The following is an 18,766-nucleotide window of genomic DNA, read 5'->3' as shown; positions in this document are numbered from 1 at the left end:
TTTGTGCCGATCAAGGTTTTTGTTTTGGGTTCCCTCAATCCCCAACAGGCAAACCCGCGACCATTTTCGCTACGTTGCGAAAAAAATCATCCGTTGGCTTCATCCCCAGTCCCACCACGTCGAGATGATCCCAGGAATTCATGAGGCCCATATAGTTCCATTTGCCGCGCTGCGGCTTTCCGTGGTAAGCCACGATATGATCGGTTGACCCGTTTTTCGGCCCGTTCATTGAAATCGTGTTGACCAGGCCATCATTCGGCCACCATGTCCGATCGATGGTGACATGCCCCGGGGCATGATAGGTAAAGGAGCCGACAAAAAAGCTGGACGGCAATAAAAACGGATTCATGAACGTTTTCGGCACATGCCAGCCCAGTAGCGGCACCCGATAGGAGTTGTTGGCTGCGATCGAGAAGTAGTAGACGCGGGACTGGGCCTGTACCCGCTCGTTCAACTCTTTGGCCCCGTCAGGGCTTAGATCCCATTGCGAGCTGTCCTTCGATAGCGTCCAGAATTCGCTGTTTATGACGCGTTTGGAATAACGGAGCCATGATTCATCGGGCAATCGTTTCAACCCCCATTGATCCAATTTGAAATCATATAGAGGGTGTTCGAAGTTGCCGACGGCTGCGGCAACCAGGCCTATCAACTGGTGGGTATAGGGCGCGACTCCTTCAACGAAGTGCGTGAAGCTGGTGCCGTCATGCGGCGTGGCGATGGACACGAGGCTGCTTACATGCGGCAGCGGCCGATCGCTAAATAAGGGCGATAGCTCAGATGCAGCGGCAGCATCGCGCTCGGCGGCGTCTCCGTTCTCCAGCAGATGAACCAGCATCCGTGCGGTTTGTCCCCCCATGCTATGTGCGATCAGATGAATCTTCCTCGGCTGCCCCGTATCCGGGTCGATCTCTCCCCATTCCGGATACAGACCTTCATACGTCCTTCCATAGCGCGCATGACCGTACATTTCCGAGTGGGCTTTGCCGTAATCTACGGTGCCTCCCTTAATCTGCGCATATAACTCGCAGGCGCGGTCCCAATTGCTAGATACCGTTCCTACCGTGGCCGTGAAGACGGAATACCCGTCTTTACGCAGCTTCTCTTGAATATCGCCGAAGCCGCCCCAGTATTTAAATCCAAACATCTCGTCTCTTCCCCAGCCGCCAAATCCATGGACGAGAATGATGGGGTAATCATTGTTGGCATGTGTGGCCTGTGCGCGGGCAGACGGCAAGCCGACAAGAAAAATAGAGTAGAATAGAAGAAAGAAGAGCGCCACATAAAGTGACAGTTTGCGGATCATAAACAGCCTCCTTCATATTGTAATCGCTTTCAATGGGGTTGTTTGCAAATGTACGTCTCATTTTCTGCTGCACTGCTGCTGGATTCATGAAGACATCAATGGAACTCCTGATGCGAGTATGCATGGCGGGTCGGTGTAACGTGGTGTGGCGGCAAGGATATTATGTTCTATATACATATTTACCATATGAAACCATAAATTACAACTCATTGAATCCAGCTTAACGCAGCTTTCATCCTGGTGCAAGGAGGGGTGATGTGGCGCTTATCTTATACAAAGCACTTGAAATCATATATGATATTATTTATGATTATCATATGAAAACGACAAAACCAAGTGTAAATAAGAAACAGTTAGCTTATGATTACATTCGCTCGCAAATTGTGAACGGCGTGTTCGGATCCGGCTATCGCATCGTGATTGATCAGATTGCCAAAGAGCTTAAACTTAGCATTATTCCCGTCCGGGAAGCGATTCGCCAGCTCGAAGCCGATGGCTTAATCCAATACAAGCCATACAGCGGCGCGATAGTCAGTAAAATCAACGAAGAAGAATATATGGAGACATTGGCCGTGTTGGCAGTCCTTGAAGGATATGCGTCTTCACTTAGTGCCAAGCGAATGAATCCGGATGGCATTCGGCTTCTGGAACAGATTAACCACAGCATGAGCGATGCATTGTATGAATTTGAGTTTGAACAATTCAGTGAATTGAATCGTAAATTCCATGATGTCCTGATCGACAATTGCGAGAATGAGTATTTGAAGGAACAAATACGTCAATGCTGGGATCGTCTCAGTCGAGTTCGCAAATCCGGTTTTCCCTTTATGCCCAAGCGTGCCAAGGAATCGATAAAAGAGCATGAACAGATGATCGCGATGATCAAGGAACAGAACCTTGATGAACAATTCGTGCGGCAGCATAAGCTCAATACCGTCAAAGCTTTTAAGGAGCGCAAAGATTCGGATATCGTACTGGATACGTAGCCGCAGGACCTTTTGGGGTGCTTAATCAGCACTCCTTTTTTTTCTATCAGGAGAATATATTCGGATCGGTTTGGAAGGTTGCGAGATTAAGCATCACACATCAATAGATATATGATCAATCAATTATATAATATATTAAAATATAAAATAAAATATAGTATATTAGTTGAAATCATATATGATTTATTGTAGAATGAACTCATTCTAAAGTATGGGAGGTTTTGGAATGGACGATAAAGCTTTTCGAAGGGCCATGGGTAAGTTTGCCACGGGCGTCACCGTCATCACGACATGCTTGCAAGGGGAAGTTCACGGCATGACTGCAAACGCTTTCGTATCGGTATCTTTGGATCCCAGGTTGATTTTGGTGTCGATAAGCAAGAACGCCAAAATGCTTGAAACGATGAAAGAATCCGGAGCATTTGCCGTTAGTGTCCTGAGTCAGGAACAGAAAGAAATGTCGGTATATTTTGCGGGTCAGGCGAAGGAGCGGCGGGAAATTGAATTTACGTTGGTGAACGATATGCCCGTCCTGCCCAATTCTCTTGCGGCGCTTGTCTGTGACGTGTATGATGCGCATGCCGCCGGCGACCACACTTTATTTATCGGGAAGGTTAATCATATAACGACACATGAGCTTGAACCCTTATTATTTTTTGGCGGCAACTATCGAATGCTGCAAGCCTCATCGCTCTAAACTCAATGGCCGTCCCGCCTTTGTAAGTCTCCCTCATCTAGAACGACCGTCACAATTACAGTTTCGTTCAGCTTGTTACGTATCAACCGCAATCTACCAATAAGCTTATACCATCGAGTGGCTGCTAACTTCGAGAGCTATGCGCCCTGATGACGAGATGTTGATGTCGAGAAAAGTATCTGCTCGCAATTCGGAATATGGGAGGATTTCTATGAGGAAGAGTTGGTCCATATTCATCAGCTTGCTGCTTGTATTCGTTCTGTCAGGTTGCGGGGGAGGGGATGCCAACCGGATATCTTCCGCAGGCCATTCGCCATCGAATTCCTCGGCACACGGTTCAGACACGATTAAAATCGGCGGCTTGTTCTCCGTGTCGGGAGGAGCCTCCACCCTTGGCAAGCCTCAGATGGATACACTCAAAATGCTAGTTGAAGAAGCCAATGCGTCCGGAGGCATTGGCGGCAGGATGATCGAGCTGTATACGTATGACGATAAGTCGGATCAGAACGAAGCCGTTCTTACTATGAAGAAATTGCTGGAGCAGGACAACGTGTCGGTTGTGATCGGGGGCACCATATCCGGCAATGCGCTGGCCATCATTCCTCTTGCGGAAAAGGCAAAGGTTCCCCTCATCGCCGTGGCAGCGAGCAAAAACATTAATGTCCCGACGAAACCGTTTGTTTTCAAAACAGCCCAGGGTGACGATCTGGTCGTCCCGCGTGTCATTCAATATGCCACAGAACATAACCTGACCAAGATTGCCTGGCTCAATGTGGACAACTCCTTCGGTTCCAGCGCGCATGAAGAATTCAAGAATATGGCGTCTGAGGCCGGAATTACGATTGTCATCGAGGATGTGTTCGAACCTTCGGTGAACGATGCGAAGCCGATGCTGACACGTGTGAAGAATGCCAATCCGCAAGCCATCATCATCTGGGGCACGGCACAGGAGTCGGCCATCGTAACGAAGAACGTGCGCGAGCTTGGGATTGACTTGCCTCTTATTGAGTCCCACGGCATTGCGAATTCCCAATTCATTGAGCTTGCGGGCGATGCTGCAGAAGGTATCGTGTTTCCGGCAGGCAGCCTCCTCGTATCCAGTCAGCTAGCAGATGACAATGTACAGAAGAACGTGCTGGAGCAGTATAAGAAGCAATTTGAAGACAAATTCGGATATGAGACGAGCACCTTTGGCGGTCATGTCTGGGATGCATTTGAAATGATTAAGCGAGCGGCTGAGACGGCAGGCACGGACCCGGTTGCACTGCGGGATGAATTGGAAAGCGGGACGAAGGACCTTGTAGGTGTGAGCGGAATCTTTACCATGTCGGCCAATAATCATAATGGACTGAAGCCGGATGCGCTGTCGATGATCAAGATCAAAGATAAGAAATGGATATTGACACAGTAGGGGACGAACATGATTTGGGGGGAGGACATGACGAATGGGGTTCCATGAGCAAATCATTCAATTAATCATTTCGGGATTAACCATTGGCAGTATCTATGCGTTAATCGCGACAGGGTTCGTCATTACGTACAACATTACTGGTGTATTGAATTTTGCTCAAGGGGAGTTTGCCATGCTTGGGGCCATGATCGCCATTTCGCTCGTTGCTGCAGGGGTCTCCCGCATGCTGGCATTTATCATGGCCATTCTGATTGTACTGGTTAGCGGCGCGCTGTTCGAGCGGGCAGCGATTCACCCGGCCAGACATTCCACAGGCTCGGCCATGATTATTATTACGATCGGCGTTGCGATTGCCGTCCGCGGGATTGCGCTCTTCATCTGGGGGACCGATCCGAAGATGCTGCCTCCTTTTACCCCGGGTGAACCGTTCAACCTGTTCGGGGCCGTCGTTCAATTACAGAGTCTCTGGGCCATCGGGGTAGCCATGATTAGTTTAATCGCGATGTATGTTTTCTTTGAGCGCACATTTATGGGCAAAGCGGTAACCGCCTGTGTGATCAATCGCTTTGCAGCCCGGTTAATGGGTATCAAGCCGGAGAAGATGTCGCTGTTGTCGATCAGCGCAAGCGCCGCGCTCGGAGCGATCGGCGGCATTATTATCGCCCCTATCTCCGGCGCCTCTTACGAGATGGGCCTCATGCTCGGGATGAAGGCGTTCATCGCCGCTGTGATCGGCGGTCTGACGAACGCTCCGGCAGCGATTGTCGGCGCCTTGATCGTCGGTTTGCTTGAATCGTTCACGGAAGGGTTGTGGTCCAGCGGTTACAAAGACCTCGTCATTTTTGGGGTGTTGCTGCTCGTGTTGTTCATTTTGCCTAACGGCCTGTTTGCCAAAATGTCAGGTAAGCGAGTATAGGAGGCCCTCATGATCAAATCGGGAACAGGTAATGTATATAATCGGAGTTTGACGGGAATTGCCGTTGTTGCCTTGCTGTTGGCGATCATTCCGCTCTTCTCTCCGTCAGCCTATATTCTAAGCACGTTGGTCATCATCGGGCTTTATTCTTTGGTGGGCACCGGTCTTGGCATGCTAATGGGGTATGCAGGTCAAATCTCGTTGAGTCACGCCGCGTTTTATGGAGTCGGCGCCTATTCATCTGCTTTCGTTACCGTAAAGCTGGGCATGCCGCCGCTGGCAGGCATGGCGGTCGGCATATTGCTGGCAGCGCTCATTGCTTATATCGTCGGCATCCCTACCCTCCGATTAACCGGTCATTACTTGGCGCTCGCCACGCTCGGGTTCGGAATGATTATGTTTGCCTTGTTCAAGCAGCTCAAGGGGATCACCGGAGGGCTGGACGGGTTTCTAAATATACCGTCATTATCCCTATTCGGGCTAATGATTGATACGGACGTTCAATATTATTACGTCGTCTGGTGCCTGGTGCTTCTCGGTATTCTGGCTGCTCGGAACATGATTCATTCCCGTGTCGGCCGCGCACTGCGCTCGATTGAGAGCAGTGAAATCGCATCCGCTTCGATTGGCATTGATACCCAGAAATACAAATTGCAAGTATTTGTGATGAGTTCCGTTTTTGCCTCGATTGCCGGAAGCGTATATGCCCATTATATTTCGTTTATTAACCCGATGCTCTTTCATTCCAACGCATCTATTCAATTTCTAATCATGTCGGTTCTGGGCGGAGGGACAAGTATATGGGGCGGGTTCGTTGGCGCTCTCGCTTATGTAACGCTCGGCGAAGCGTTGAAGGATATCGTCCCGTTCTTCCTGCCGAATGTCAGCGATGAATTCAACATTATTTTTTTCGGGATGCTGCTTGTTGCGATATTAATCTACATGCCTGGCGGGTTGGCGCCTATTATTGGGAAGATGATGAGGAAGCTGAGACCGGCAGCGAAGAAGCAAGCCGCACGAGACCATCTGGCGGGTTCTTCGGGAGGTGAGAGTGGACATGGCAGCGCGAGCGCCCCTTCTTCGGATGTGTAAGGTAACGAAATGGTTCGGTGGAGTCGCCGCGGTCGAAGCGGTTTCCTTTGACGTGTATCCAGGGCAAATCACGGCAGTCATTGGCCCGAACGGTGCGGGCAAGACGACTCTGTTCAATTTGATCACGGCTATTCTCCCGCTGACAAGCGGCCGCATCTTTTTGGAGAATACCGAGATTACCGGGATGAAAGCTCCGCAAATTGCGAGGTTAGGCATAACGAGAACATTTCAGAACCTGCAAATCTTCGGGAATATGTCCGTTGTGGAGAATGTGATGACAGGCGCGCATACGCAGCTCAAGACGGGGATGATACGGTCGGCATTCCGGCCGCCTACGGTAAGCCGCGAGGAAAGAAGGACTCACGAGAACGCTCTGAAGCTGCTGGAGAATGTAGGATTGCTTGAATATGCCTATGAAGAAGCAGACAAGCTCCCTTACGGCAATCAACGGCTTCTTGAAATCGCCCGGGCTGCGGCATCGGCCCCCAAGCTGATCTTGCTTGATGAGCCGATGGCTGGCTTAAATCCGCAAGAATCCAAGAAGCTGGTAACGACAATCGAACGAATGCGGGCAGAAGGGTTGACATTTCTGTTTGTTGAGCATGACATGGAAACCGTGATGTCGATGGCGGATCATATCGTTGTGCTTGATTTTGGCAAGAACATTGGAGAAGGCACGCCGGAAGAAATCTACAATAACCCTGCGGTTATAGCCGCTTATTTGGGAGATGAGGAGATCGCGCTCTAATGCTGGAAGTAACGGGCTTGCATACGTATTACGGCCATTTACATGCTCTTAAAGGAATTTCATTCACAGTCAGGAAGGGAGAACTGCTAGCCATCGTCGGATCGAATGGAGCCGGTAAGAGCACGCTGTTGGGAACCTTGGCAGGATTGCTCCAACCAAGGGCAGGAAGGATTATGTTCGAAGGCGCTGATATTACGCGGCTCTCTGTGGAGCAGGTTGTCGCGAAGGGGATTTGTCTCGTGCCTGAACGGCGGCAGATCTTTGACTCCCTGTCGGTAAAGGACAATCTGTTGCTGGGCGCGTACCACCGCAGAAGGAAGGACAAGCGCCGAATCCAGCAAGACTTTGATCGGGTGCTTGAGTTGTTCCCGAAGCTGAAGACGATGCTTTCGCGTCCGGGAGGCCTGTTGAGCGGCGGTGAACAGCAGATGCTGGCGATTGGCCGCGGCTTGATGTCCCGCCCCGCTCTAATGCTGCTGGACGAACCCTCGCTTGGACTTGCGCCGCTGATCGTCACTGACATGATGAACATTTTTGTACAGCTCAAGCAAGACATCGGGACGACGATCATTCTCGTCGAACAGAATGTGAAGGCAGCGCTAGGCGTTGCCGATTATGCGTGCGTCATTGAGCGGGGAGAGATCGCATTGCATGGAGCAGCGGCGGAGATCATGGATCACCCCGATGTTCGAAGCGCGTATTTCGGCAAAAGCAGGGCAGCGGAAGCGGAATCAATCCCAATACAGAACGAAAGGATGTTGGCAAAATGATCAACGCGAAAGAAATGAAACAACGATTGAGAGGTTCGATCTCGCCGATTGTAACTCCGTTTGACAGCAATAATCAAGTGGATTTGCAGACGATGAGCGGCTTGATTGAATGGCATCTTGAATCCGGCTCTCACGGAATTTCGGTTACCGGAACGACCGGAGAGCCAAGCTCGCTCACGCTTGCGGAACGCGAGATGATTATGGAGCATGTCATTCGTACGGTCAATCAACGCGTTCCTGTTGCTCCGGGCACGGGATCAACGAATCATGAGGAAGCGCTGCACTTGACGAAGCTTGCCCAAGAGATGGGGGCAGATGCGGCGCTTGTCATCGTGCCGTATTATAATCGTCCGAACCAGCAAGCATTATATCAACATTTCAGAACGATTGCCGATTCCGTGGATATTCCGATCATTCTGTATAATATCCCGGGCCGAACAGGCGTGAATTTGGAGGTAAGCACACTGGCTCGTCTGGTAGAAGATTGCGATAACATTGTCGGAATCAAAGAGTCCAACAAAGATTTCGAACATGTGAACCGGGTTCTTCATCGCTGTGGAAGGGATTTCCTGCTGTATTCAGGGATTGAGTTGTTGTGTTACCCGATGCTGGCGATCGGCGGGGCAGGCCATGTTGCAGCCACAGCGAACGTAGCGCCGAAGGAAGTCGCCGAGCTGTATAATCGCTGGACTGCGGGGGATGTCGAAGGCGCGGCAGAACTTCATTACCATTTGCTGACGCTGAATGACGTTCTATTCAAGGATACGAATCCGGTACCTGTCAAGACGGCATTGGGCATGATGGGGAAAATCAATCCGGCAGTAAGGCTCCCGCTTGGCCCCCCATCCGAAGCTCTTCGTCAGGAAATCGAGGAGACGCTCGTTCAGTACGGGATCTTAACCAAGCAAATGAATGCGTCTTCGTGATGACATACTCGGAGAGGAAGGAGAGAAGACATGAAGAAGTCACAGAGTCATATCGGCAACGTATTGCATTATATTAACGGCCAATTCGTAGAGAGCGTGTCTGGCCGCGCATTCAGCAACCTCAATCCGTTCAACAATGTGCCGATCAATGAAGTGGCAGAAGGATTCGCCGAGGATATCGGCCTTGCTGTGGCGGCAGCGCGCCGAGCGTTCGATGAAGGGCCTTGGCGGACGATGCGCGTTAACGAACGAATGAAATATATCATCAGAATTGCCGAGCTGATAGAGAAATATGCGGAAGATATCTCGTACCTGGAATCGCTGGATAGCGGGTTGCCGATTGCCCAGACGAAGAAGCAGGCCGAACGCGCGGCTGCCAATTTCCGCTTCTATGCAGAGATGGTCAAGACGCGTCTTGTCGGCGAATCGTATCAAGTGGACAACTCGTTTATCAACTATACGATTCATAAGCCGGTCGGTGTTGCGGGCTTGATTACACCGTGGAATGCGCCGTTCATGCTGGCCACCTGGAAAGTGGCTCCAACCCTCGCGACCGGAAATACTTGTGTATTGAAGCCGGCCGAGTGGTCTCCGCTTACGGCGAACAAGCTGGCCGAGATTATTCATGAAGCCGGGTTGCCTCCAGGCGTATTCAATGTCGTCCATGGATATGGCGAGACTTGCGGCGCGCCGTTAGTCGCTCACCCTGACGTGCAGCTGATTTCTTTCACGGGGGAGACGACGACCGGGTCGGCAATTATTAAGAACGGTTCAGATACGCTGAAGCGCGTCTCGATGGAATTGGGTGGCAAGTCACCGGCCATCGTATTTGAGGATGCTGATCTGGATACGGCATTGGACGCGGTCGTATGGCAGATTTTCTCCTTCAACGGAGAGCGGTGCACTGCCAATTCGAGACTGCTTATTCACGAATCCATCCATGATCCGTTTGTTGACAGGCTGAAGGACAGATTGCGGAATATTATCGTCGGCGATCCGCAAGATCCGGCTACGGAAGTGGGCCCGCTGATTCACCGCGAACATTATAACCATGTCAACCGCTATATCGGCACAGCGCGGAATGAGGGCGCAGAAGTCATCTCCGCTTCGATCCCTGACGGACTGAGCGCAGGCAATTATGTAGCGCCCACCCTTATTCTGAACGCCAACAATCAAATGACGGTGGCCCAAGAGGAAATATTCGGCCCCGTGCTCACCGTCATTCCCTTCTCCACCGAGGAGGAAGCGCTTAGAATGGCCAATGATTCCAAATACGGGCTGGCCGGTTATGTCTGGACGAACGATATGAAGCGCGGGCACCGGATGGCACAGCAGCTGGAGTGCGGGATGGTCTGGGTTAACTCCCAAAATGTGCGGGATTTGCGCACGCCGTTCGGCGGGACCAAAGCAAGCGGAATCGGCAGAGAAGGGGGCCATTACGGGTTCGACTTCTATACGGAAACCCAGATTATCCACGTCGCGCTTGATGAACAACATATTCCTGCTTTCGGCAAGAAGGCAGCCAGATAGTTATCTGACAGGCAGATTGCCTGATCCGAATGAAGCCAAGGAGGTCATTCTATGCCAGCCAAGACAGGTCAACAATATATTGACCGCATTGATGCAGCGAAATCCAATGTCTGGATTGACGGACAGCAAGTCCAAGGAAAAGTGTCCGAGCATCCGGCGTTCCGGGGGGTGATGAGAAGTCAGGCCGCTCTGTATGATATGCAATTCGACCCTGACAAGATCGAGATCATGACCTGCGTATCTCCAACAACAGGGGAGCGGGTAGGAACATCCTTCCTCCAGCCAAGCACCAGAGAAGATCTGGAGAAACGAAGAAACATGATACAGGAGTGGGCCAAGTTCAATGGCGGAATGATGGGACGCTCTCCTGACTACATCAATTCGGGGATGATGGCCTATGGCGCGGCAGCAGATATATTCGGTGCACAAGATACGATGTATGCCGACAATATGCGGCAATATATTGAATACATTCGTGAAAACGATCTGTCGCTTACCCATACGTTAATTCAGCCGCAAGTGAATCGGGGAGTCCAGACTCATCAGTTGTCCGATCCTTATATCGCGGCTCGAATCGTAAGGAAGAATGACGATGGCTTGGTGATTCGCGGCGCCCGCCTGCTTGCGACCCAGGGCGGGATTACGGATGAAATTATGGTATTTCCCTCAACGGTATTGAAGCAATCGGAAGAGGAGAATCCGTATGCATTTGCATTCTCGATTCCGAACAACACGCCTGGATTGAAATTTATATGCCGGGAATCGTTCGATTACGGCAAATCTCCTTTTGATCACCCGCTCGGTTCCCGTTTTGAAGAAATGGACGCGATCGTTGTCTTCGATGATGTGACGGTGCCATGGAATCGAATCTTTGCCCTGGGCAATACCGATATTTGCAACCGCGCATATGCGGACAGCAACGCCGCGGTTCATATGACACACCAGGTCGTCTCGAAGAACGTAGCGAAAACCGAATTCATTCTTGGCATCCTTCAGCTGATGGTGGAGACCATTAATATCGGCCAATACCAGCATGTGCAGGAGAAAATGGCGGAAGTCATCATTGCCTTGGAAACATTGAAAGCGTTCTTAACCGCTTCGGAGGCCAACGCCAAGCTCGATCGTTGGGGCGTGATGACCCCTGATTTTGGGCCTCTGAATGCCGCGCGGAACTATTTCCCGAAGATGTACCCCCGTTTTTCAGAGATTATGCAGCTCCTTGGCGCAAGCGGGCTCATGGCGCTTCCGAACGAGGCGGATTTTCAATCCGTGCTTCGGCCAGATCTGGACAAATATTTGCAGGCTGCGAATCAGGACGCATACCATCGCGTCAAGCTGTACCGGCTGGCATGGGATGTGTGCATGAGCGCCTTTGGAAGCCGCCAAACCTTGTATGAACGGTACTTCTTCGGCGATCCGGTAAGAATGGCCGGAGCGTTATACAATGGCTACGATAAGCAGGAATATGTCGATCGGGTCAAGGAGTTTCTGGAGCGTTCCGAGCAACTTGTTACTCATTAATCCATTGAGGTGAGGAGGCGATAGATTTGGATTTCTCCATTATTCGAATCGGAAATGTCATTATGAATGTTACGGATCTGGAACAGTCGCGGAAATTTTATGTGGATGCCTTGGGCTTCATTGAAACGGAAAGCGACGAAAACAATTTATATCTCCGCGGTCTGGAAGAGCATAACCATCACTGCTTGCATCTGGTCAAAGCGGACAAGCCGGGAATCGTCGCTCTAGGCTACAAAGTCATGCGGGAAAGCGACCTGGAAGCACTGGAACGGCTCTTTGCGTCCCGGGGCCTTCCGACCCGGTGGATACCGCCAGGGACGCTGCATGCGATGGGCCGGGCTTTGCATGTGCAGGATGTCAGCGGACTTCCGTTGCAGTTCTACGCGGAGATGGATAAGGTGGAAAGATTGCTGCAGCGGTATGATTTATATACGGGTGCGCGCATCCAGCGCATTGACCATGTCAATTGCTTTGTTTCCGATGTGGCCCGGGCCTATGATTTTTTCGTCAATGAACTGGGCTTCGCCTGCTCCGAGTATACGGCGCTCGAAGATGACAGTTTGTACGCAGCTTGGCTGCATCGCAAGCATAACGTACATGATCAAGCCTTCATGAATGGACCGGGTCCAAGACTGCATCATGTTGGCTTCTGGCTTCCGGATCCGTTGGCGCTGATTCATGCGTGCGACGTGCTGGCATCGCTTGGTTATCAGGGCAGCATTGAACGCGGACCCGGCAGACATGGGTTGTCTAATGCCTTCTTCCTCTATTTGAGAGATCCCGATGGCATTCGGATTGAACTGTATAATGGAGATTATTTAACAAGCGATCCTGATCTTGGACCGATTAAATGGGACATCCACGATCCGAGACGGCAGACGTTCTGGGGAAGCGCGACACCGGAATCCTGGTTCAATGAAGGGACGCCATTCGTCGATATCGAGACCGGCGAGCATGCTGAGCTGCTGACGGCGGCGCTGCCTTCCCGGCAGCCGCAGCACTTGATCTAAGGATATTCAGGTGACGAAGATGAAGAGAAGACTGTTCATTAACGGTGCATGGGTGGACACGCAGCATTACAGTATGCTGCGTTCTCCCTATTCAGGCGAAGTGATTGCGGAGATTCCCGCCGCCGGGGAAGAAGACATCGAGCAGGCTATCCAAGCTGCTTATGAAGCTAGAATCGTCATGGCCAGGATGCCCGCACATCAGCGCGCGGCAATCCTTGACCGCTTGTCCAGCTTGCTCGAAGCACGCGCGGGCGAGGCAGCTCGGCTTCTCGCGCTCGAGGTGGCCAAGCCGATCAGGACGGCCATGCTTGAAGTGGAGCGTACGATTGAGACGTATCGGTTCGCGGCGGAAGAAGCGAAGCGGATACACGGGGAAACACTGCCGCTGGACGCATCGAGGAGCGGCGAGGGGAGATTGGCCTATACGCTGCGAGAACCTCTTGGAGTGATAGGGGCGATTACCCCGTTCAACTTCCCCATGAATCTGGTCGCTCATAAAGTAGGCCCGGCGATCGCAGCGGGCAATGCGATGGTGCTCAAGCCTGCCTCGCAATCGCCCCTGTCGAGCCTGTTCATCGCCGAATTGCTGCAGGAGGCCGGACTGCCGGCCGGTGCTTTGAACGTCGTGACCGGCAGCGGCCGCCTCATTGGCGAGCGAATCGTGACAGACGACAGGATTCGGATGATTACGTTCACCGGCAGTCCGGCGGTTGGCATCGGGATTCGCAATCAGGCCGGTCTCAAGCGCGTAACCCTGGAGCTTGGCTCCAATTCGGCGCTTATTGTGGACAAAGGCGTTCGGTTAGACGATATGATCGAGCGTTCCGTCACAGGCGCTTTTGCTTATCAGGGCCAAGTATGTATTTCGTTGCAGCGTGTGTATGTCCATGAAGAGGCATATGATGAATTTGTGGACAAATTCATTCAGCGAACGCGGCAGCTGCAGATTGGCGATCCGCTTGACCCTGCTACGGATGTATCGGCCGTGATCTCGCCTGAAGATGTCCGGCGATTGCTGGATTGGATTGAAGAAGCAAGGCAGTCCGGAGCGACGATTGCAGCTGGCGGCTATGCCGACGGCAATGTGCTGCATCCGACGGTGATTCTGGAGGCGGGGTCTAAGCTGAAGGTCTCTTGCCAGGAAGTGTTCGGACCGATTGTCGTGATTAATCAGGTGAAGTCGGTTGACGAGGCGATTCAACAGGTGAATGAATCCCGCTTCGGCCTGCAAGCCGGCATTTATACGGAGCATGTGCATACAGCGCTGCATGCTGCCGACCAACTGCATGTCGGCGGCGTCATGATTAACGACATCCCGAGCTTCCGTGTTGATCATATGCCGTATGGCGGCGTGAAGGAGAGCGGGATCGGGCGTGAAGGAATTAAATATGCCATAGAAGAGATGACAGAAATGAAGCTTGTCGTCTGGAAAAAGTAAAGTGAGCTTCACTCATCAGGGGACGGATTCAACAGGGTAAGCCGAAGGAAAGTCTCCCAAGCCGAAGGAGATTCTCCAAATTCGAACGAGAGTCTCCAAATCCGAAGTAGAATCTCCAAAGACGAAGCAGAGTCTCCAAATCAGAACGAGAAAGGGGGTGTCCCGCAAGTAGTATTTCACTACAGTGAGACAGCCCCCTGAATCTCGACGCTCGATTCGCCGAAAAACTGCAATAATGCACCTTTCCTTTTTGACGTGTACTCCGTTCCAGGGAATCCTGCAAAACGGCATCAATTTCAGACTTTCAAATAGATAAAACACAAAAATCGATGTAAATAATGTACTATTGCAGTAATTTTATCAAATGTCGCCTCAAATGACGAAAATTGCTGCACTGACGCAGCATTTCACTGCCTCATCCCTCCTCCACCGCTTTGCCTCATACCGTTTTATACCACCCCTGTTCTCTATTGACCCGATACCCCCCAATCATGATGCAATGCCTATGAGACACCCTCTTTTGACTGGCCGATGCAGGCTAAGTTGCATATCTTGCGTGAATATTATTATGCTTGTAGGTGCCGCCTTCGCTAAATTCCGCCAGCTCCAGCGACAGCGCCAAATATCGTTGGTCGAACAACGGGGAAAAATGGGCCTTGACCGCATCGAACAGCGCGTCGCATGTATTTCGCTTGACTTGTTCCGAACGGCCGGAGCCAATTTTTAAGGTGATGTGAACGAAAGCGTCATCTTCCGCGCCATCGGCAACGAGGTAATCATGCAGCTCGATCGCCCGCGAACGAATCCCTCCGATAGGGAAACTATCGCGCCGTGCGAGGAGCACATGGTGGATCGTTTGTAATAGGGATGGAATATTGGCTTCCTCTTTAATATTACTCGTATATTCCACGATAATATGCGGCATACACTTCCTCCTTCAATCGTTGTCCACAGGGAATCAGACCTGTATATGAAAAACATCATCGCCCGCTATCGTATTCACTAGCCGGCCAATGCCTTCGATTTCGGTAACCACTTCATCCCCGATCTCGGTGTTAACCAATCCCTCGGGCGTGCCGGTCAGGATGATATCGCCTTGCTTCAGCGTCATGAAGCTGCTCAAATATTCGATAAGTGCAGGAATACTGAAGATCATGTCGGTGGTAGAGCCTTCCTGGGTCAAGACGCCGTTCACGCAGGTACGAAGAGTCAAATTCATCGGATCGGGCACATCGCCGGCATCTACGAGCCAAGGGCCAATTGGAGTGCATGCATCGCGGTTCTTGACCCTCAGATTCGGCCGATAATAGTTCTCCAGATAATCGCGGATGGCATAATCATTCGCTACCGTATATCCAGCTACATAATCGTAAGCCTCTTCTTGCTTCACGGCGCGTGCAGTACGGCCGATCACGACGGCAAGTTCGCACTCATAATGCATATAAGCGGCGTCAGCGGGACGGCGAGTATGCCCGCGATGACCGATTAATGTGTTGGGTCCCTTCAGGAACACAAGCGGTTCAGCCGGAGCAGCAAAGGATAGTTCTCTGGCATGATCAGCATAATTCAAGCCTAGCGCGAATATCGTACGGGGCTGCAGCGGCGGAAGCCATACGACGTCCGATTCGCTAACTTCTCGTCCGTCATCAAGCTTCAACCGTCCGCCCAAGTCTATCGCGTGATGAATCGATCCTGAATAAGCGACGCGTGCGTGTCTCATATTGCTTCTCCTCCTTCGGCTCTCCCCTGCTTACGTACAACGGGATTGTCCAGGCAGCCGATGCCATCGATTGCAATCCGAACAACATCTCCCGCTGCAGCGAGCGGCGCGTTCTCGGGAATGCCGACGTGCAGCATATCCCCTGCGTTCAACGTCATAAAATCCGTAATCTCCACAAGCAAGCGGGGGATAGTGCGAATCAGACGGGCCGTCGTCTGTTCTTGCTTCAGTACCCCATTCACATATACGCGGATCTTCAGATTATGCGGGTCGCCGATCGCTTCCGGCTTCATTACCCAAGGACCTGCGGGACAGAAGCCATCCCGCGACAGGTGGCGGATAGCGGGCCGGAACAGTTGCTGATGCGGGATCTGGACATCATTCACGATCGTGTAGCCTGCCACATAATCAAGCGCTTCGGATTCGCTTACCCGGGTTGCGGTGCGGCCGATGACGACGCCTAACGCGGCGCCGATGGCTACCTGTTCGGCATCTGCGGGAAGAGGAATGGCCGAGCCGTACCCGATGTGAGTATTCGCGGGCTTGATATACAGGACCGGGCCGACAGGGGGGGCGTTGTAAGGCGGTTCATTCACCGCATTCCCCAGTGCTTCAAGCACTCCCTTGTAATTGAGCAGCGTTCCGTACATCATGCCGGTTACGGGAGTAGCCAACGCCAGCTTGGAGGAATGAATGCGCTTACCATTTTGTTCGACCGTATTATTCTCCGGATATACCATTGCCTCCGCCCACTGCTGCATGCCGCATAGCTTAATCATTGCATTGCCCATGTGCTTCGCCTCAGTTTCTATTTGTAATAGTTTTCATATATCATATCATATATGATTTGAAGAGGGCAATATGGTTTCATTGTTCTGCAGTGAATATGCCTCCTGATCATAACACCGCCCCGAGGCTCACTGCCCCGGGGCGGCTTCTGGTTACGATTCAGCTAATGGCGCGGAAGCGCCGGCGCTTGCTTGATGAGCTGCCGCCGCCTTGCCGCGGAACGGGCGGGTCAAGGAATAGACTGCCACGGCCAGCGCTATCAGAACGATGGAGCAGCCGACCCAGGCGTTGTAGGTGACGGCGCTCTTCTCGATCACAGCCCCGCCGACGACCGAGCCGGTCGCGATGCCCATATGCAGCACCGAGGAGCTGAGGCTCAGCTGGATGTCTGCGGTATCGGGCGCGCACTGCATCAGGTAGCTCTGCTGTCCCGGAGTTAGCGCCCAGCTCAGCGCGCTCCACATCATGACCACCGCCATGAACAGGTAGAACGGCAGATGGGCCGCGAAGGGCAGGATGAACATGATGCAGGCGAAGCTGGCTACGACGGTCAGGATGGAGCGCTTCGTGCCCCATTTGTCCGCAATCCAGCCCCCGATTCCCCCGCCGGCGACGGCGGCGATGCCGAACAGGAAGTAGGCGACGCTCGTCATCTCCGGACTTAATTGATAGGTTGCCTGGAGATATGGCGTCAAGTACGCATACAAGGTCAGGTGGCCGGTCAGCATGAAATAGGCCAGCAGATGCCCGCTTACCAGCTTGGCGTTCTTCAGCGAGGCGAACTGGGCGCGAAGCGGCGCCGCCGGCGACGGCGCGACAGGCTGCAGCGAGAAGAAAATCGCAATCATGGCGACGACCGTAAGCAGCGCGACGAACAAGAATGGCGCTCTCCAGCCATAAGCATGACCGATAACCATGCCGATCGGGACGCCGAGCACGAGCGAGCCGCTGACGCCCATATAGATAATTCCAATGGCCCGGCCCTTATACTCGGGCTTCACCAGCTTCGACGCGATCGTGACCGACAGGACGATAATGAGCGATCCGCTGGCGGCGGACAGCGCCCGCGCGGCCATCAACGCCCCGTAATCGGAGCTGAAGGCGACAATCAGATTGGACAGCATAAAGACGAGCAAAAAGAATAAGTACAGCTTCTTCCGTTCGAACCGCGCGGTCACGTTCATCAATATCGGCGCGGATATGGCGAAGGCGACGGAGAAGATCGTGATTAACTGGCCTGCAGCACTGACCGTAATGCCGAGGTCGGTTGCGATCTGGTCAAGCAGCCCTCCGATAATCAGCTCCACCGTGCCGACGACGAAGGCGGCGACCGCCAGCATATATACCCGGAAATTCAAAGGAAACAACTCCAATCTGCAGGATTAAAAAAGTTACTACCATTATAGTAACCTAGGTGAAAGAACACAACAATTAATTTTTTCCCACAGGCGAACTTATGTGCCTGCCGCCGGTTATCCGCGCGCGGGCACGCCTGATCCTCGGCATTTTACGCTAGGGGACAAAGCCTAATTTTCTCTTACTGGGTCCAAGCCAAGTCAAAACTCGGCTCATTTCATATCATATGAGTACCTAGGAGAGAGGAGGTTGGCTTATGAGCGGTGTTGTTGGAGGTGTTGGAGGCTTCTCATGTGGATTCGGAGGCTTTACTTCTATTGGTGTAATCTTGGTTCTGTTTATCTTGCTTGTCATTATTTCTCGTGGATTTATCTACTAGTAAGATCATTGGCAAGACCTGCGTCTATACCCATGGAGCAGCTTCATTACATGCCCTGCTGAAGAGGCAGGGCTATTTTATTTGGTATACTGTACACAGATCCGGAGGAACCGGTGAAAAGGAGCTCTGCTGGCATTGTGCTGATGGGGCTCCTTTTTTATTTGGTTGCATGAA

At 52.0% G+C, this 18,766-nt stretch carries 18 protein-coding genes; 13 read left to right on the top strand and 5 right to left on the bottom strand.

From position 1 onward, the window contains the following. Window positions 1-34: 34 nt before the first annotated feature. Window positions 35-1,303 carry an esterase/lipase family protein gene (locus FLT43_RS10665; RefSeq protein ID WP_087444910.1) on the bottom strand — a complete coding sequence of 423 codons (1,269 nt, stop codon included), beginning with the start codon at window positions 1,301-1,303 and terminating at the stop codon, window positions 35-37. Between the two features lie 317 nt (window positions 1,304-1,620). Here FLT43_RS10665 and FLT43_RS10660 point away from each other — a divergent pair, with 317 nt between their 5' ends. The 12 genes from FLT43_RS10660 (at window position 1,621) to FLT43_RS10605 (ending at window position 14,348) form a co-directional block, all read left to right on the top strand. Further along, complete coding sequence (locus FLT43_RS10660; RefSeq protein WP_087445424.1) at window positions 1,621-2,289, top strand: GntR family transcriptional regulator; 669 nt, start codon at window positions 1,621-1,623, stop codon at window positions 2,287-2,289. 226 nt (window positions 2,290-2,515) lie between these two features. Next, a complete protein-coding gene (locus tag FLT43_RS10655; protein ID WP_087444911.1) occupies window positions 2,516-2,986 on the top strand; it encodes a flavin reductase family protein in 471 nt (156 codons plus the stop codon). Window positions 2,987-3,197: 211 nt separating this feature from the next. Further along, window positions 3,198-4,397, top strand: a complete 1,200-nt coding sequence (locus FLT43_RS10650) for an ABC transporter substrate-binding protein (protein ID WP_087444912.1) — start codon at window positions 3,198-3,200, stop codon at window positions 4,395-4,397. Between the two features lie 34 nt (window positions 4,398-4,431). Beyond that, window positions 4,432-5,313: a branched-chain amino acid ABC transporter permease gene (locus FLT43_RS10645; protein ID WP_087444913.1), complete on the top strand. Its 882-nt coding sequence runs from the start codon at window positions 4,432-4,434 to the stop codon at window positions 5,311-5,313. A 9-nt stretch (window positions 5,314-5,322) separates the two neighbouring features. Next, window positions 5,323-6,405 (top strand): branched-chain amino acid ABC transporter permease, encoded by a 1,083-nt coding sequence (locus tag FLT43_RS10640; RefSeq protein ID WP_087444914.1) that lies wholly within the window; start codon window positions 5,323-5,325, stop codon window positions 6,403-6,405. Beyond that, window positions 6,371-7,153: an ABC transporter ATP-binding protein gene (locus FLT43_RS10635; protein ID WP_087444915.1), complete on the top strand. Its 783-nt coding sequence runs from the start codon at window positions 6,371-6,373 to the stop codon at window positions 7,151-7,153. Before FLT43_RS10640 ends, FLT43_RS10635 begins: the two co-directional genes overlap by 35 nt. Beyond that, window positions 7,153-7,923 (top strand): ABC transporter ATP-binding protein, encoded by a 771-nt coding sequence (locus tag FLT43_RS10630; protein WP_087444916.1) that lies wholly within the window; start codon window positions 7,153-7,155, stop codon window positions 7,921-7,923. The genes FLT43_RS10635 and FLT43_RS10630 overlap by 1 nt, the downstream gene beginning before the upstream one ends. After that, window positions 7,920-8,849 (top strand): 2,4-dihydroxyhept-2-ene-1,7-dioic acid aldolase, encoded by a 930-nt coding sequence (gene hpaI / locus FLT43_RS10625; RefSeq protein WP_174818225.1) that lies wholly within the window; start codon window positions 7,920-7,922, stop codon window positions 8,847-8,849. Before FLT43_RS10630 ends, hpaI begins: the two co-directional genes overlap by 4 nt. Window positions 8,850-8,879: 30 nt before the next feature. After that, window positions 8,880-10,379, top strand: a complete 1,500-nt coding sequence (gene hpaE / locus FLT43_RS10620) for a 5-carboxymethyl-2-hydroxymuconate semialdehyde dehydrogenase (RefSeq protein ID WP_087444917.1) — start codon at window positions 8,880-8,882, stop codon at window positions 10,377-10,379. Window positions 10,380-10,430: 51 nt separating this feature from the next. Beyond that, a complete protein-coding gene (gene hpaB / locus FLT43_RS10615; protein WP_087444918.1) occupies window positions 10,431-11,900 on the top strand; it encodes a 4-hydroxyphenylacetate 3-monooxygenase, oxygenase component in 1,470 nt (489 codons plus the stop codon). 26 nt (window positions 11,901-11,926) lie between these two features. Next, window positions 11,927-12,910 (top strand): 3,4-dihydroxyphenylacetate 2,3-dioxygenase, encoded by a 984-nt coding sequence (gene hpaD, locus FLT43_RS10610; protein WP_087444919.1) that lies wholly within the window; start codon window positions 11,927-11,929, stop codon window positions 12,908-12,910. A gap of 19 nt (window positions 12,911-12,929) precedes the next feature. After that, the gene (locus tag FLT43_RS10605; RefSeq protein ID WP_174818224.1) at window positions 12,930-14,348 is read left to right on the top strand and encodes an aldehyde dehydrogenase family protein; all 1,419 of its coding nucleotides are present in this window, start codon (window positions 12,930-12,932) and stop codon (window positions 14,346-14,348) included. A 538-nt stretch (window positions 14,349-14,886) separates the two neighbouring features. Here the strand turns inward: FLT43_RS10605 and FLT43_RS10600 are convergent. From FLT43_RS10600 to FLT43_RS10585, 4 genes are all read right to left on the bottom strand, one after another. Beyond that, complete coding sequence (locus tag FLT43_RS10600) at window positions 14,887-15,273, bottom strand: 5-carboxymethyl-2-hydroxymuconate Delta-isomerase (RefSeq protein ID WP_087444921.1); 387 nt, start codon at window positions 15,271-15,273, stop codon at window positions 14,887-14,889. A gap of 33 nt (window positions 15,274-15,306) precedes the next feature. Beyond that, a complete protein-coding gene (locus FLT43_RS10595) occupies window positions 15,307-16,068 on the bottom strand; it encodes a fumarylacetoacetate hydrolase family protein (RefSeq protein WP_087444922.1) in 762 nt (253 codons plus the stop codon). Continuing rightward, window positions 16,065-16,859: a fumarylacetoacetate hydrolase family protein gene (locus tag FLT43_RS10590; RefSeq protein WP_087444923.1), complete on the bottom strand. Its 795-nt coding sequence runs from the start codon at window positions 16,857-16,859 to the stop codon at window positions 16,065-16,067. Before FLT43_RS10590 ends, FLT43_RS10595 begins: the two co-directional genes overlap by 4 nt. 150 nt (window positions 16,860-17,009) lie before the next feature. Then, window positions 17,010-18,197, bottom strand: coding sequence for an MFS transporter (locus tag FLT43_RS10585; RefSeq protein WP_087445426.1), 1,188 nt, complete (start codon window positions 18,195-18,197; stop codon window positions 17,010-17,012). Window positions 18,198-18,469: 272 nt separating this feature from the next. Here FLT43_RS10585 and FLT43_RS29680 point away from each other — a divergent pair, with 272 nt between their 5' ends. After that, complete coding sequence (locus tag FLT43_RS29680) at window positions 18,470-18,592, top strand: YjcZ family sporulation protein (RefSeq protein WP_208620102.1); 123 nt, start codon at window positions 18,470-18,472, stop codon at window positions 18,590-18,592. Window positions 18,593-18,766: the final 174 nt, after the last annotated feature.

Origin of the sequence: Paenibacillus thiaminolyticus, assembly GCF_007066085.1 — a bacterium.
Lineage (GTDB): Bacteria > Bacillota > Bacilli > Paenibacillales > Paenibacillaceae > Paenibacillus_B > Paenibacillus_B thiaminolyticus.
This window is presented reverse-complemented; position numbering and strand designations above follow the sequence as displayed.

What these genes read in the sequence shown, in the direction of transcription:
- hpaB (WP_087444918.1), top strand. Translation starts at nt 10,431, where the DNA reads ATGCCAGCCAAGACAGGTCAACAATATATTGACCGCATTGATGCAGCG.
- FLT43_RS10640 (WP_087444914.1), top strand. Translation starts at nt 5,323, where the DNA reads ATGATCAAATCGGGAACAGGTAATGTATATAATCGGAGTTTGACGGGA.
- FLT43_RS10630 (WP_087444916.1), top strand. Translation starts at nt 7,153, where the DNA reads ATGCTGGAAGTAACGGGCTTGCATACGTATTACGGCCATTTACATGCT.
- FLT43_RS10655 (WP_087444911.1), top strand. Translation starts at nt 2,516, where the DNA reads ATGGACGATAAAGCTTTTCGAAGGGCCATGGGTAAGTTTGCCACGGGC.
- FLT43_RS10590 (WP_087444923.1), bottom strand. Translation starts at nt 16,859, where the DNA reads ATGGGCAATGCAATGATTAAGCTATGCGGCATGCAGCAGTGGGCGGAG.
- hpaE (WP_087444917.1), top strand. Translation starts at nt 8,880, where the DNA reads ATGAAGAAGTCACAGAGTCATATCGGCAACGTATTGCATTATATTAAC.
- FLT43_RS10600 (WP_087444921.1), bottom strand. Translation starts at nt 15,273, where the DNA reads ATGCCGCATATTATCGTGGAATATACGAGTAATATTAAAGAGGAAGCC.
- FLT43_RS10650 (WP_087444912.1), top strand. Translation starts at nt 3,198, where the DNA reads ATGAGGAAGAGTTGGTCCATATTCATCAGCTTGCTGCTTGTATTCGTT.
- FLT43_RS10660 (WP_087445424.1), top strand. Translation starts at nt 1,621, where the DNA reads ATGAAAACGACAAAACCAAGTGTAAATAAGAAACAGTTAGCTTATGAT.
- FLT43_RS10665 (WP_087444910.1), bottom strand. Translation starts at nt 1,303, where the DNA reads ATGATCCGCAAACTGTCACTTTATGTGGCGCTCTTCTTTCTTCTATTC.
- FLT43_RS10605 (WP_174818224.1), top strand. Translation starts at nt 12,930, where the DNA reads ATGAAGAGAAGACTGTTCATTAACGGTGCATGGGTGGACACGCAGCAT.
- FLT43_RS10635 (WP_087444915.1), top strand. Translation starts at nt 6,371, where the DNA reads ATGGCAGCGCGAGCGCCCCTTCTTCGGATGTGTAAGGTAACGAAATGG.
- hpaI (WP_174818225.1), top strand. Translation starts at nt 7,920, where the DNA reads ATGATCAACGCGAAAGAAATGAAACAACGATTGAGAGGTTCGATCTCG.
- FLT43_RS10595 (WP_087444922.1), bottom strand. Translation starts at nt 16,068, where the DNA reads ATGAGACACGCACGCGTCGCTTATTCAGGATCGATTCATCACGCGATA.
- FLT43_RS10585 (WP_087445426.1), bottom strand. Translation starts at nt 18,197, where the DNA reads ATGCTGGCGGTCGCCGCCTTCGTCGTCGGCACGGTGGAGCTGATTATC.
- FLT43_RS10645 (WP_087444913.1), top strand. Translation starts at nt 4,432, where the DNA reads ATGGGGTTCCATGAGCAAATCATTCAATTAATCATTTCGGGATTAACC.
- FLT43_RS29680 (WP_208620102.1), top strand. Translation starts at nt 18,470, where the DNA reads ATGAGCGGTGTTGTTGGAGGTGTTGGAGGCTTCTCATGTGGATTCGGA.